Origin of the sequence: Pseudomonas chlororaphis subsp. piscium (assembly GCF_003850345.1) — a bacterium.
Taxonomy (GTDB): domain Bacteria; phylum Pseudomonadota; class Gammaproteobacteria; order Pseudomonadales; family Pseudomonadaceae; genus Aquipseudomonas; species Aquipseudomonas piscium.
In genome coordinates this window covers 6,908,867-6,921,395 of record NZ_CP027707.1, presented here as the reverse complement: position 1 = coordinate 6,921,395, position 12,529 = coordinate 6,908,867, and the positions used below count along the sequence as shown (strand labels likewise).

At 61.9% G+C, this 12,529-nt stretch carries 13 protein-coding genes and 1 pseudogene; 9 read left to right on the top strand and 5 right to left on the bottom strand.

Annotated features, from left to right (window positions below):
* Window positions 1-367 precede the first annotated feature (367 nt).
* The 3 genes and pseudogenes from C4K38_RS31570 to C4K38_RS31560 all read left to right on the top strand — a co-directional run.
* Window positions 368-688: pseudogene (locus C4K38_RS31570) on the top strand (type II toxin-antitoxin system RelE/ParE family toxin); the annotation flags it as partial.
* A 7-nt stretch (window positions 689-695) separates the two neighbouring features.
* Window positions 696-1,010, top strand: a complete 315-nt coding sequence (locus C4K38_RS31565; protein WP_053276701.1) for a helix-turn-helix domain-containing protein — start codon at window positions 696-698, stop codon at window positions 1,008-1,010.
* 61 nt (window positions 1,011-1,071) lie between these two features.
* Window positions 1,072-1,968, top strand: a complete 897-nt coding sequence (locus C4K38_RS31560; RefSeq protein ID WP_053276700.1) for a peptidoglycan DD-metalloendopeptidase family protein — start codon at window positions 1,072-1,074, stop codon at window positions 1,966-1,968.
* 208 nt (window positions 1,969-2,176) lie between these two features.
* Here C4K38_RS31560 and C4K38_RS31555 read toward each other — a convergent pair whose 3' ends face one another.
* From C4K38_RS31555 to phoB, 3 genes are all read right to left on the bottom strand, one after another.
* Complete coding sequence (locus C4K38_RS31555; protein WP_007930300.1) at window positions 2,177-3,517, bottom strand: hemolysin family protein; 1,341 nt, start codon at window positions 3,515-3,517, stop codon at window positions 2,177-2,179.
* Window positions 3,518-3,633: 116 nt separating this feature from the next.
* Window positions 3,634-4,926: a phosphate regulon sensor histidine kinase PhoR gene (phoR, locus tag C4K38_RS31550; protein ID WP_231998604.1), complete on the bottom strand. Its 1,293-nt coding sequence runs from the start codon at window positions 4,924-4,926 to the stop codon at window positions 3,634-3,636.
* Between the two features lie 80 nt (window positions 4,927-5,006).
* Window positions 5,007-5,696, bottom strand: coding sequence for a phosphate regulon transcriptional regulator PhoB (phoB, locus tag C4K38_RS31545; RefSeq protein ID WP_007896474.1), 690 nt, complete (start codon window positions 5,694-5,696; stop codon window positions 5,007-5,009).
* A gap of 151 nt (window positions 5,697-5,847) precedes the next feature.
* On the opposite strand from phoB, the gene C4K38_RS31540 reads away from it, so the two are divergent.
* Entirely contained in the window at window positions 5,848-6,231 is a 384-nt protein-coding gene (locus C4K38_RS31540) for a COG4315 family predicted lipoprotein (protein WP_053276698.1), read from the top strand.
* Between the two features lie 68 nt (window positions 6,232-6,299).
* Here C4K38_RS31540 and ubiA read toward each other — a convergent pair whose 3' ends face one another.
* Window positions 6,300-7,190: a 4-hydroxybenzoate octaprenyltransferase gene (gene ubiA, locus C4K38_RS31535; protein ID WP_053276697.1), complete on the bottom strand. Its 891-nt coding sequence runs from the start codon at window positions 7,188-7,190 to the stop codon at window positions 6,300-6,302.
* Window positions 7,190-7,753: a chorismate--pyruvate lyase family protein gene (locus C4K38_RS31530; protein ID WP_053276696.1), complete on the bottom strand. Its 564-nt coding sequence runs from the start codon at window positions 7,751-7,753 to the stop codon at window positions 7,190-7,192. The genes ubiA and C4K38_RS31530 overlap by 1 nt, the downstream gene beginning before the upstream one ends.
* A gap of 216 nt (window positions 7,754-7,969) precedes the next feature.
* On the opposite strand from C4K38_RS31530, the gene C4K38_RS31525 reads away from it, so the two are divergent.
* The 5 genes from C4K38_RS31525 to tssB all read left to right on the top strand — a co-directional run bounded on the left by C4K38_RS31525 (window position 7,970) and on the right by tssB (window position 12,511).
* Window positions 7,970-8,137, top strand: coding sequence for a rubredoxin (locus C4K38_RS31525; RefSeq protein WP_007930291.1), 168 nt, complete (start codon window positions 7,970-7,972; stop codon window positions 8,135-8,137).
* Window positions 8,138-8,175: 38 nt separating this feature from the next.
* On the top strand, window positions 8,176-9,324 hold the full coding sequence (locus C4K38_RS31520; RefSeq protein WP_053276695.1) for an NAD(P)/FAD-dependent oxidoreductase: 1,149 nt from the start codon (window positions 8,176-8,178) through the stop codon (window positions 9,322-9,324).
* A gap of 188 nt (window positions 9,325-9,512) precedes the next feature.
* Window positions 9,513-9,788: an HU family DNA-binding protein gene (locus C4K38_RS31515; RefSeq protein WP_003213368.1), complete on the top strand. Its 276-nt coding sequence runs from the start codon at window positions 9,513-9,515 to the stop codon at window positions 9,786-9,788.
* Window positions 9,789-10,417: 629 nt separating this feature from the next.
* A complete protein-coding gene (gene tssA, locus C4K38_RS31510) occupies window positions 10,418-11,974 on the top strand; it encodes a type VI secretion system protein TssA (protein ID WP_053276694.1) in 1,557 nt (518 codons plus the stop codon).
* A gap of 33 nt (window positions 11,975-12,007) precedes the next feature.
* Window positions 12,008-12,511, top strand: a complete 504-nt coding sequence (gene tssB, locus C4K38_RS31505) for a type VI secretion system contractile sheath small subunit (RefSeq protein ID WP_007930286.1) — start codon at window positions 12,008-12,010, stop codon at window positions 12,509-12,511.
* Window positions 12,512-12,529: the final 18 nt, after the last annotated feature.

Genomic DNA, 12,529 nt, shown 5'->3' with positions numbered 1-12,529 from the left:
CCACGCTCCAGTGCCAGTCTGCGTTTGAATGCGGCGCGAAACCTGCTGCAAACACTTCCCTGTACCACGCTTCTGCACGCTGACGAAGGTGATCTGGGGCGTGTCACCCAGGCCTTGTATCTGTTGTTGGATGATGGCTGTGATGTGTTGCAGGCCGCGCAGCGCAAGGCGTTGGGGGAGGGGGCGGTGGTTTGATGCCGTGTGTCCGATTCTCGGTTTTTCAGGTTGATTTATATCTGTACTGATATAGGTTGTGGTCTGTGCTTTTGGCTTTTCTTGTGCCGGGCCACGCTTTGAAACAACCCGGCCGCGCGCTGTGGCGGTCGGGTTGTTTAACCTCTCTGGGGTCAGTAACGGGAGAGGTTCGATGCCTAGGCACAAGGATGTGGTGTTTGTCGGGAGCGCGCTCCGGGACCTCCGGGCTTTTCCGCTGGATGCGCGAAGGGCCGCGGGTTTTCAGCTGGATCTGTTGCAGCAGGGCGAGCAGCCCTATGACTGCCGGTCGATGAAAACCGTGGGGCCGGGGGTGTTCGAGATCAGGATCAGTGAGGACTCAGGGGCGTTTCGGGTGTTTTACGTGGCCAACCGGCCCGCGGCCATTTATGTGCTGCACGCCATGCGCAAGACCACCCGCAAGACCGAAGCGCGGGACATCGAGCTGGCTCGGGCCAGACTTCAGGAGATAAGTGCACGTCATGACCGATCACATGCATACCGAGCGTTTCGCCAGTGTCTGGGACGCGCTCGAAGGTTCGCCCCAGGAAGCCGCCAATATGCGCCTGCGCTCCAAGCTCATGCTGGAGCTGGGCAAGACCATCAAGGTCTGGGGTGTTTCACAGAAGGAGGCCGCCAGGCGGCTCAATATCACCCAGCCGCGACTCAACGACGTGCTCAGCGGCAAGATCAACAAGTTTTCCCTGGATGCGCTGGTCAACCTCTCCGACGCCGCGCAACTGGGCGTCGATATCAGCTTCAGTCCGTCGGCAATGGAACCTCTGGTGCAGGGTTGATTCATACAAAGTCCACGTCGGGCTGCTAGCCTGACTTCAGGCTTTCCTCAGAATCTTGCCCATGTTCATGCACCTGCTGTTTTCCTGCGGTCTGTTGCTGGCTGCCACCTCGGCCATGGCCATGACCATCTACAAGTCCACCGACGCCAATGGCGTGGTGTCCTACAGTGACCGTCCGTCGCCGGGCGCCCAGGTGTTCGTGTTTCGCGATCGCATGGTCGAGCACCTGGAGCGCCAGGTGCGCTTGGATGTCGAGAAGAGCTGGGGGGTGGACAGCGTCTTTGTGCGTAACGACCTGTATGCGCCGGTGGAGATCGAGCTGGGGTTTACCGGCCTGAAGAATATCCGCAGTGCGCCCAGGCAGCCGATTCGCCGGGTACTGCCGGCCCGCAGCCGACAGCGCCTGGCGCAGCTCACGGCGATGCAGGCGGGCAAGCCGCTGATCTATGTCCCGCAGTTCCGTTATTCCCTGGGCGACCCTGCAGGCGCCGCCCAGGCCTATCGTTACCCGTTGCCCTGGCGTGGCGGCCCCTTTCGCCTGACCCAGGGCGCCAACGGCCGGTACAGCCATTTCGGCCCCAAGAGCCGTTATGCCATGGACATCGCCATGCCCGAGGGCACGCCGATCATCGCGGCGCGTGGCGGGGTGGTGGTGAAGACCGAGAACCGCCAGAGCGGGCACGGCACCGACCCTTCCGGCAATTTCGTGCGGGTGCTGCACAACGACGGCACCATGGGGGTGTACCTGCACCTCAAGCGCGGCTCGGTAAGGGTGCGTGAAGGCCAGCGGGTCGTGGTGGGCAGCCCGCTGGCGCTGTCGGGCAACACCGGCAACAGCAGCGGCCCGCACCTGCACTTCGTGGTGCAGCGCAATACCGGCCTGGGGCTGGTGTCGATTCCCTATCAGTTCAACCAGCCCATCGGCAGCCTGCCGAATTTCGCGCTAGGCAAAAAGTAGCCGTGTAGCTGCTGCCGTCAGGCTGCGATAAGGCCGCAGGCCTTCAGCGATCTCTAGATCCTGCGCCCGCTTCGTCGGAGTGCTGCCCAAGTCGATCGCAGCCTGCGGCAGCGGCTACAGGGCGATCAGCGGGTGGGTGTAATCAGGGGAGGGAATCGCGAGCAATCGAGCGTCGACCGGCTGCTCGCGATGAGGTGTCAGACTGTGCTCAGTCGAGCATCAACACCTTGGCCAGGACGATTTTCGGGCCTTTCATCTTCTTGATGATGATGCGCAGGCCTTCGACTTCCATGACCTCTTCTTCTTCCGGTACCCGTTTCAGGGTCTCGTAGACCAGGCCGGCGAGGGTTTCGGCCTCGATATGGTCCAGGTCGATGCCCAGCAGGCGTTCCACCTTGAACAGCGGGGTGTCGCCGCGCACCAGCAACTTGCCAGGCTGGTAGGCGAGGATGCCGCGTTCGGCCTTGCGGTGTTCGTCCTGGATATCGCCAACCAGCACTTCCAGCACGTCTTCCATGGTCAGGTAGCCGATGATCTTGCCGTCGGCTTCCTCCACCAGGGCGAAGTGCGAACCGCCTTTACGGAATTGTTCCAGCAGCTGCGACAGCGGCATGTGCCGGGAAACGCGCTCCAGCGGGCGGGTCAGCTCGGCCAGGTTGAACGACTCGGGAATGTGGTCCAGTGCCGCCAGTTCCAGCAGCAGGTCCTTGATGTGCAGCAGGCCGACGAATTCGTTGCGCTCGCTGTCGTAGACCGGGTAGCGGCTGAACTTGTGGCGGCGGAACAGGGCGAGGATCTGCTTCAGCGGCGCGTTGAACTCTACGCTGATCAGGTCTTCCCGGGAGTTGGCCCAGTCCACCACTTCCAGCTCGCCCATTTCCACGGCCGAGGCCAGTACGCGCATGCCCTGGTCGCTGGGGTCCTGGCCCCGGCTGGAGTGCAGGATCAGCTTCAGTTCTTCGCGGCTGTAGTGGTGCTCGTGATGCGGGCCGGGCTCGCCCTGGCCGGCGATGCGCAGGATGGTGTTGGCGCTGGCGTTGAGCAGGTAGATCGCCGGGTACATCAGCCAGTAGAACAGGTACAGCGGCACCGCCGTCCACAGCGACAGCAGCTCGGGCTTGCGGATGGCCCAGGACTTGGGCGCCAGCTCGCCGACCACGATGTGCAGGTAGGAAATGATGAAGAAGGCGGTAAAGAACGACACGCCCTTGACCACTTCCGCCGAGTCCACGCCCACGGCGCTGAGCAGCGGCGCCAGCAGGTGGGCGAAGGCCGGCTCACCGACCCAGCCCAGGCCAAGGGAGGCCAGGGTGATACCCAACTGGCACGCGGAAAGGTAGGCATCCAGCTGGCTGTGTACGGTGCGCAGGATCTGCCCGCGCCAGCCGTTCTTATGGGCGATGGCCTCGACCCGGGTCGAGCGCAGTTTGACCATGGCGAACTCGGCGGCTACGAAAAAGCCGTTGAGCAGAACCAGGAGCAGTGCAAAAAGAATCATGCCGAAGTCGGCGAAAAGAGACGCGAGGGTAAAACCAGGGGAAGGGTCCATGATGGAGTTTTGCGGGTTCCGTGTATTCGAAAAAGAGAGAAATGCGCGGCGCAATGGCAGGCGCAAGCCAGCCAATGTAGCGGCTGGCAGGGCGATTGCCTAGTGGCGCGTGGCTGTCACCGCTGGTCGGTCAGGGTGCCGGCACGGAATTTTTTCACCTGGGCCGGGGCGAAATGGCAGGTAAAAGTGCTGCCGTGGCCGGGTACGCTGCTGATCTCCAGGCGCGCCCGATGGCGCAGCAGAACATGCTTGACGATGGCCAGGCCCAGGCCGGTGCCGCCGGTGTTGGAGTTGCGGCTGGAGTCGACCCGGTAGAAGCGTTCGGTCAGGCGCGGCAAGTGCTTGCTGTCGATGCCGATCCCCGAGTCCTGCACGCTCAGGTGCGCGCCTTGCTCGTCGCCCCACCAGCGGATGCGGATGTTGCCCTCGGCCGGGGTGTATTTCACGGCGTTGAACACCAGGTTGGAAAAGGCGCTGCGCAGTTCCGCCTCGCTGCCCTTGAGCAGGACCTGCGCGTCGGCTTCCAGGGTGATGCGCTGGTTGCGTTCCCCGGACAGGGCCTGGGCATCGCTCTTGATCGATTGCAGCAGCACATCGATCGGCACCGGCTGGTTGTCCGACGGGTAGTCGGTGGCTTCCAGCTTGGCCAACAGCAGCAGGTCGTTGAGCAGGGTCTGCATGCGCCCGCCTTGCTGCTGCATCTGCTGCAGGGCGCGGCTCCAGCGCGGGTTCACTTCCTCGACATTGTCGAGCAGGGTTTCCAGGTAGCCGCAGATCACCGTCAGCGGCGTGCGCAGCTCGTGGGAGACGTTGGCGATGAAGTCTTTGCGCATCTGTTCCAGCTGGTGGATGCGGGTCACGTCGCGCACCAGCATCAGGTGTTCGTTGTTGCCGTAGCGGGTGATGTACAGCTGGATGCGTACCCGGTCGTTGGTTGGTGAGGGGATTTCCAGCGGCTCGTTGTAATTGTCCTGTTCGAAGTATTCCTTGAAGCGCGGATGACGCACCAGGTTGGTCACCGGCTGGCCGCTGTCTTGCGGGGTCTTCAGGCCCAGCAGGGTTTCCGCGGCGCGGTTCCACCACTCCAGGTTGCCGTCGCTGTCGAGCATGATCACCGCGTCTTTCAGCGCCGCGGTGGACTCCTGGACCCGGTCGATCACCGCTTGCAGGCGCCCGCGTACCCGTTGGTCGCGGCGTTGCAGGTGGTAGATGCTGTCGAACACCTCGCCCCACAGGCCGTAGCCATCGGGCGGTGCTTCATCGGGTTGGTGCAGGCGCAGCCATTCATGCAGGCGCAGCAGCTGTTTGAGGGTCCAGGCCAGATAGATCCCCAGGCCGATGGCCAGGCTCCAGCCGTAGTAACCACTGATCAGGCCCACCAGCAGGCAGCCGGTGACCAACAGCAGCATGTGGCGAATCAGGGTGCCATGCCAGTTTTGGTTCACTTAACACGCGTCCTTGTAAGCGTCTGGCGAATAAGGGGCCGGCTTCAGGCCTTGGTGGAAAAACGGTAGCCGGTGCCGCGCACGGTTTGTACCAGATTCTCGTAGGCATCGCCCAAGGCTTTGCGCAGACGGCGGATATGCACGTCGACGGTGCGTTCTTCGACATAGACGTTGCCGCCCCAGACCTGGTCCAGCAACTGGCCGCGGGTGTAGGCGCGTTCCTGGTGGGTCATGAAGAATTGCAGCAGGCGGTATTCGGTCGGGCCCATTTCGGCCGGTTTGCCGTCGATGGTCACGCGGTGGCTGATCGGGTCCAGCAGCAGGCCGCCGACTTCGATCGGCGCCTCGCCATCGGTCGGGCCGGCGCGGCGCAGCACGGCTTTGAGGCGCGCTACCAGCTCGCGAGGGGAGAACGGCTTGGTGATGTAGTCGTCGGCGCCGACTTCCAGGCCCTGGATCTTGTTGTCCTCTTCGCCCTTGGCGGTGAGCATGATGATCGGGATGTCACCGGTCAGTTCATCGCGTTTCAGGCGTCGGGCCAGCTCGATGCCGGAGGTGCCGGGCAGCATCCAGTCGAGCAGGATCAGGTCGGGCTTGCGGTCGACGATGATGGCATGGGCCTGCTGGGAGTTCTCCGCCTCCAGGCAGTCGTAGCCGGCCATTTCCAACGCAACGGCGATCATTTCGCGAATGGGCGCTTCGTCGTCAACGATCAGAATGCTCCTGCCAACCATGCTCAATCCTCTTGTCATTTAACTGTCTTGCGCCGCATTAGATAACGGAATTATTGCAGTCGTGTGACAGTATTTTAGGTGCTGGGGCGAGGGCTGCATTCATGGACTAAGCTTTGGGTCCGAATCCTGACAACCACCAAAGAAGGTTTCCATGACTCAACTCACGAAATCCTGCAAAGCCCTGTTGCTGAGCGCTGCGCTGGCCTTGCCCGGGCTGGCGTTCGCCGCGGAGCCGGCGATGGTCAAAGATGGTATGTACGTCGACCACAAGGGCATGACCCTGTACACCTTTGCCAAGGATGCCGGCGGCAAGTCCATGTGCAACGACAAGTGCGCCGCCAACTGGCCGCCGCTGATGGCCGCCAGCGGCGACAAGGCCATGGGCGAGTGGACCGTCATCAAGCGTGACGACGGCTCCATGCAGTGGGCCTACGACGGCAAGCCGCTGTACACCTTCGTGATGGACAAGAAAGCCGGTGACATGACCGGCGACGGCAAGATGGACGGCGCCTGGAAAGTGGCCAAGCCTGATTGACCGCAGTGTTTCTTCGCGGGCAAGCCTCGCTCCTACGTAGGAGCGAGGCTTGCCCGCGATAACGATCTTCAGCGCACCGCGTAATCCACGACTATCCCCAGGAAAATCGCCAACCCTGCCCAGTGGTTGTGCAGGAAGGCCTTGAAGCACTTCATCCGGTCGCGATCGCGAGTGTCCCAGAACTCCCAGGCAAAACAGCCGGCCGCGGCCAGCAAGCCCAGATGGAACCAGCCCCCCAGTTCGAAGCGCGCGCCTGCCAGCAGCAGGCACCCCAGCGCCAGGCCCTGCAGGGTCAGAATGATCACCCGGTCGGCTTCGCCGAACAGGATTGCGGTGGATTTCACTCCGATCTTCAGGTCGTCGTCGCGGTCGGTCATCGCGTAATAGGTATCATAAGCCACGGTCCACAGCAGGTTGGCGATGTACAACAGCCAGGCGGTGGCCGGCAGTTCGCCGGTCTCGGCGGTGAAGGCCATCGGGATGCCCCAGGAGAACGCCGCGCCTAGCACTACTTGCGGGTAATAGGTGTAGCGCTTCATGAAGGGGTAGCTGGCCGCCAGGGCCAGGCCGCCCAGCGACAGCCAGATGGTGGCCGCGTTGGTGCACAGCACCAGCAGGAAGCTGATGAACATCAGCACGGCGAAGAACACCAGGGCTTCCTTGGAGCTGATCTTGCCGCTGACCAGCGGACGCTGTTCGGTGCGCTTCACATGGCCGTCGACCTTGCGGTCGGCCCAGTCGTTGATCACGCAGCCGCCAGCCCGGGTGAGGGTCACGCCGAGGACGAAAATCACGATATTGGCCAGCGATGGCGAGCCTTCGCCGGCAATCCACAGGGCCCAGAGGGTCGGCCAGAGCAGCAGGTAGATGCCGATCGGCTTATCCATGCGGGTCAGCTGAATGAAGTCCCAGGCGCGTGGATTCAGGCGGTTGAGGGATTTGAGCAGGCTCTGATACATCAGCGGTTCTCCAGCTGGGCGCTGACGGCGCTCCACAGGGACGGCAGGAAGATTTCGGCGACCAGCACGCTCAGGGTTGCGCGATCGAAGCGCGAACGGCGGGCCCAGAGGTCATCGGCTTGCACCTCGTCGGGCAACCATGGGCGTGGGTAATGGCAGACTTCGATGGGGCGGCGTTGAAAAGCCTGGTCGCAGAACAGCAGTTCGCCCAGGGAGCGGCTGCCCAGTTCGTCCATGTTCAGCCCGCCATCCTGCAGGGCACTGCGGGCCGCCACGCTGCGGGCGAATACCCAGGCCTGGCCGTGACCGCGCAGATACACCTCGCGTACCCAGCCCTGGCTGCCTGGCGGCAGGTCCAGCGCGGCGCATTCGTCGGCGCGCAGGGTCTGCCAGCCTTCGACCAGCGGCGTCACGCTGAAACCGTCATTGGAGAGACGGGTCAGGCGCCGGGTCAGAGAACCTTCATCGAACAGCCAGTCGAGGGTTTGTGCGTCGGGGAGGGGCGTCAGCCGGCTTTGCGAGAGCCAGTCCGGGGTAGAAAATGGAGAGATTGAGTGCGGCACAGTGGGTCATTATTGGCAGCAAATGAGGCCGCGAGCTTAGCATGGCGACAGGCGATTTTGCCGCAATGGAGCGGCCGCCCGCAGCGAACGTGCTTGCATCCGTCGGTGCTCATCAGTACAAAACGCGCTGGGCCGGACGCGCCGCCTGGCGTCATCCAGAGTCGATTCATCGACCATCCCGCCGGCAACAGCCTGAGAACCTGAGGAAACGCGTAAATGAAAAAGTGGCAATGTGTGGTCTGCGGCCTGATCTACAACGAAGCCGACGGCTGGCCGGACGACGGAATCTTGCCCGGTACCCGCTGGGAAGACGTGCCTGAAGACTGGCTCTGCCCGGATTGCGGAGTTGGCAAAATGGATTTCGAAATGATCGAAATCGGCTGATCACAACCTGTGATCCCCTGAACCTGAAGGAGTAAGGAATGAACGCACCTGTCGTCATCGTGGGCACCGGGCTGGCCGGCTACAACCTGGCCCGAGAGTTTCGCAAGCTCGATAGCGAAACGCCGCTGCTGCTGATTACCGCCGATGACGGACGTTCCTATTCCAAGCCGATGCTGTCCACCGGCTTTGGCAAGAACAAGGAAGCCGACGGCCTGAGCATGGCCGAACCCGGCGCCATGGCCGAGCAACTGAAGGCCGAGGTGCGCACCCATACCCGCATCAGCGGCATCGACCCTGGCCACAAGCGCCTGTGGATTGGTGAAGAAGCGGTGAGCTACCGCGACCTGATCCTCGCTTGGGGCGCGGAAACCGTGCGCGTACCGGTGGAGGGCGATGCCGGTGACCTGATCTTCCCGATCAACGACCTGGAAGACTACGCGCGCTTTCGCGCGGCCGCGGCCGGCAAGCGCCGGGTGCTGCTGCTGGGCGCCGGTCTGATCGGCTGTGAGTTCGCCAACGACCTGATCCTCGGCGGTTACGAGGTGGACCTGGTGGCGCCTTGCGAGCAGGTCATGCCAACTCTGCTGCACCCTGCGGCCGCCGCCGCGGTACAGGCCGGGCTGGAAAGCCTGGGCGCGCGCTTCCACCTGGGGCCGGTGCTCAATCGCTTGCAGCGCACGGCGGATGGCCTTGAGGCGCATCTGTCCGATGGAGAGGTGATTGCCTGCGATCTGGTGGTGTCGGCGATCGGCCTGCGTCCGCGCATTGACCTGGCCGCCGCTGCGGGGGTGATGGTCAACCGTGGGGTGGTGGTGGACCGGCATCTCAAGACCTCCCACGCCAACATCTATGCCTTGGGCGACTGCGCCGAGGTCGATGGGCTGAATTTGCTGTACGTCATGCCCCTCATGAGTTGTGCGCGAGCGCTGGCACAGACCCTGGCTGGCAACCCGACGGCAGTCAGCTACGGCCCGATGCCGATCACCGTGAAAACCCCGGTCTGCCCGCTGGTGGTTTCGCCACCGCCACGCGGCCTGGAAGGCGTGTGGACGGTCGAAGGGCAGGGCGCCGATATCAAGGCGCTGTGCCGCGATGCCGGCGGCAAACTGCTGGGTTATGCGCTGACCGGGGCCGCGGTCATGGACAAACTGGCCCTGAACAAGGAGCTTCCCGGCTTGTTGGCCTAAATACTGGTCGTTCTGTCGGAATAATCATGTGTTTGCCACTACAAAGGTCGCGCAGAGACTGGCGCCACTCCTAACCGCGTGCCATCCTCACACCCGTCTGCCGCAGAGTAGAGCCTGCGGCGCCTTGGGCGCTGTTCCGGAAGAACAGCACGGACATAACAACAAAAAACCGTCAAAGAGGCTTCACTATGCGTAAACCAGAACTCGCCGCTGCAATTGCTGAAAAAGCGGATCTGACCAAAGAACAGGCCAACCGCGTTCTCAACGCCGTTCTCGAAGAAATCACCGGCGCCCTGCATCGTAAGGACAGTGTCACCCTGGTAGGTTTCGGAACCTTCCTGCAGCGTCACCGTGGCGCCCGTACCGGCAAGAACCCGCAAACCGGTGAACCGGTGAAGATCAAGGCCAGCAATACCGTAGCCTTCAAGCCAGGCAAATCGCTGAAAGACAGCGTCAATCCATAACTGTTGCGAACTCCCTCGATAGCGGGGAGAACCGTATTGAAAAATGGGCAAGCCGATAACTCGGATGCCCATTTTTTATGGGTGGCTGTTCGGCATATAAAGAACAGGAATGCCTAACGCAAGTTTCGCCAACTACATCTGTATTGTTCAAAAAACATACAGACTGTTTGATGGCAAACTACTACCCGAAGTGCCATCATATTAGTGGCACTTTCCGAAGTTAGGTGTTTGTACGCGGACTGCACTGTTTTATAAAAGTTCAGAATTAAGACTATTCCCATATCCGGCACTTTTCGACTCGGCATAGCATTGTCCCTTAATCATTGAGTCGTGCTCTGGTTCATATCGCGCAAGGCTCTGGCTCGCGGCTCCTGGCGTTTCTGGTTGGAATAGGGATTCAACTGGCTGTCTAGGGGGAACCCCTGTCATATATAAGGCAATCTCTTACGAGCAGCCGATGACAGTTCGTCTTGTTGTTCGAGGGGATGCTTGCTAGTGGCCATCATACTGATTACGATGCGCGCTCTTGAAAGAGCAGGCTCAATTGGATGAGTACGCTCTTTGATACTGTCCAGCACGCGAAAAATGTCTCGCGTGCGTATAGACCGTAATCTCGAAAAAGGCCATGGATGTCCTACTCAAGTAAACTTTCTGCCCATTACCTCGAACTCGCCAAGGCCTCTATTTCCAAAGAGAGTTTCGCGGGTGAGGACGTTCGCTTCTCCAGCGAATACGAGGCGTTGGAAAGTGAGTTGGGCAAAGCCCAATCCATGCACGAAAGCGGTCAGATCGACTGGCTGAAAATCCTCGAAAACAGTGAAGCGCTGCTGCGTACCCAGTCCAAGGATCTGCGGGTGGCCGCCTGGCTTACCTGGGCCTTGTATCAGCGTGAATCCTTCCCCGGCCTGCTGGCCGGCTTTGGTCTTCTGCAGCACCTGTGCGAACAGCATTGGGCGCAGATCCACCCCGCCAAACTGCGTACCCGGTCTGCCGCCATCGGCTGGCTGGTGCCGCGTCTCGAGCAGGTGCTGGGCGAAAACGTCGCGATCAAGGAGCAGTTGCCGCTGTTCCGCCGCCTGGTGGAGCACCTGGAAGGGCTCGATGCCGTGCTCACCGAGCATCTGGGCGACGATGGACCCTTGCTGCTGCCGATCTGCCGGCGGCTGTCGACCATGGTCCTGCGCGCCGCCGACAACCAGCCGGAACCCGGCGCCGTGGGCGCGGTGGTGGCGCAGGTCAAGCAGGCCGCGACCCAGTTGTTCACGCCCGGCGCGCCTATCGACAACGAGAAGGAAGCGCAGAAGGCCCTGCGGGCGTTGCAGGAAAATGCCCGGCCGCTGAGCGCCTGGTGGCTCAAGCAGAAGGCCACCGATGTGCGTGCCCTGCGCTTGAACCGCACCATGCTGTGGTTGCCCATCGATGCCGTCCCGGAGCGCAATGCCGAGCAGATCACCGCGTTGCGCGGGCTGCCGGCCGACAAGCTGAAGACCTACCAGGAGCGTTTTGCCAATGGGCAATACGCCGACCTGCTGGTGGAGCTCGAAGCCAGCCTGGCCAGGGCGCCGTTCTGGTTCGACGGCCAGCGCATGGTCTGGGAATGCCTGCAAGGGTTGAACGCCGACCAGGCGATGCGTGAGGTGGAGTTTCACTTCGCACTCCTGTTGCAGCGCCTGCCGGGCGTAGTCGAGTTGCGTTTCCACGACGGCGCGCCTTTCGCCGATCCGGCCACCCGCAGTTGGATCAGCGCCCACGTCATGCCCCATCTGCAAAGCGCCAGCGCGCCGCGCAAGGTCGAAGCGACCGCCAGCCAGCCCGCTTGGGAAGAAGCCCTCGAAGAGGTATTGCCGATCCTGCGCAAGGACGGCCTCAAGGCCGCCGTGCAGATCCTCAAGCAAGGCCTGCAGAACGCCCACGGCGGGCGGGTGCGGTTCTTCTGGCAGTTCAGCCTGGCGCGGCTGTGCTTCATGGCCAAGAAATACGAGCTGGCCAAGACCCAGCTCGAAACCCTCGATCAAGAATTACTGAGCTCGGGCCTGCATGCCTGGGAGCCGGATCTTGCGTTGGAAGTGCTGCACCTCCTGCATAGCTGCTGTGAGTTGTTGCCGCAGAACCACGCAGTGCGAGAACGCAAGGAAGAGATTTATCGCAGGCTGTGCCACCTCGACCTCGAAGTGGTACTCGAATAGGCCCCAGGGCCAACAACCGCAAGGAGAAAAGCCATGGCCAAAGAAGGCTCGGTAGCCCCCAAGGAACGCATCAACGTCACCTTCAAACCCGCCACCGGCGGTGCTCAGGAAGAGATTGAACTGCCGTTGAAGCTACTGGCAATCGGTGATTACACCCAGCGCGTGGACGAGCGCAAAGTGGAAGACCGCAAGCCGATCAGCATCGACAAAATGACGTTCGACGAAGTGCTGGCCAAGCAGGAGCTGAGCCTGACGCTGAGCGTGCCTAACCGTCTTCAGGAAGAGGGCGACACCGAAGAGCTGGCGGTCAAGCTGCGCGTCAACTCGATGAAGGACTTCAACCCGGCCAGCCTGGTCGAGCAAGTGCCTGAGCTGAAAAAACTGATGGAACTGCGCGACGCGCTGGTGGCACTCAAGGGTCCGCTGGGTAACGCCCCTGCATTCCGTAAAGCCATCGAAGGCGTACTCGCCGACGACGAATCGCGCGGTCGTGTACTCGGTGAGCTGGGCCTGAACGCCGCAGCCACCGAAGCCTGAGTCTCTATCAGTCAAGGA

Excerpts from the sequence above, each read along its gene's own strand:
- C4K38_RS31555 (WP_007930300.1), bottom strand. The coding sequence starts at position 3,517 with ATGGACCCTTCCCCTGGTTTTACCCTCGCGTCTCTTTTCGCCGACTTC.
- C4K38_RS31565 (WP_053276701.1), top strand. The coding sequence starts at position 696 with ATGACCGATCACATGCATACCGAGCGTTTCGCCAGTGTCTGGGACGCG.
- C4K38_RS31540 (WP_053276698.1), top strand. The coding sequence starts at position 5,848 with ATGACTCAACTCACGAAATCCTGCAAAGCCCTGTTGCTGAGCGCTGCG.
- tssB (WP_007930286.1), top strand. The coding sequence starts at position 12,008 with ATGGCCAAAGAAGGCTCGGTAGCCCCCAAGGAACGCATCAACGTCACC.
- C4K38_RS31515 (WP_003213368.1), top strand. The coding sequence starts at position 9,513 with ATGCGTAAACCAGAACTCGCCGCTGCAATTGCTGAAAAAGCGGATCTG.
- phoB (WP_007896474.1), bottom strand. The coding sequence starts at position 5,696 with ATGGTTGGCAGGAGCATTCTGATCGTTGACGACGAAGCGCCCATTCGC.
- phoR (WP_231998604.1), bottom strand. The coding sequence starts at position 4,926 with ATGCTGCTGTTGGTCACCGGCTGCCTGCTGGTGGGCCTGATCAGTGGT.
- C4K38_RS31560 (WP_053276700.1), top strand. The coding sequence starts at position 1,072 with ATGTTCATGCACCTGCTGTTTTCCTGCGGTCTGTTGCTGGCTGCCACC.
- ubiA (WP_053276697.1), bottom strand. The coding sequence starts at position 7,190 with ATGTATCAGAGCCTGCTCAAATCCCTCAACCGCCTGAATCCACGCGCC.
- tssA (WP_053276694.1), top strand. The coding sequence starts at position 10,418 with ATGTCCTACTCAAGTAAACTTTCTGCCCATTACCTCGAACTCGCCAAG.
- C4K38_RS31520 (WP_053276695.1), top strand. The coding sequence starts at position 8,176 with ATGAACGCACCTGTCGTCATCGTGGGCACCGGGCTGGCCGGCTACAAC.
- C4K38_RS31525 (WP_007930291.1), top strand. The coding sequence starts at position 7,970 with ATGAAAAAGTGGCAATGTGTGGTCTGCGGCCTGATCTACAACGAAGCC.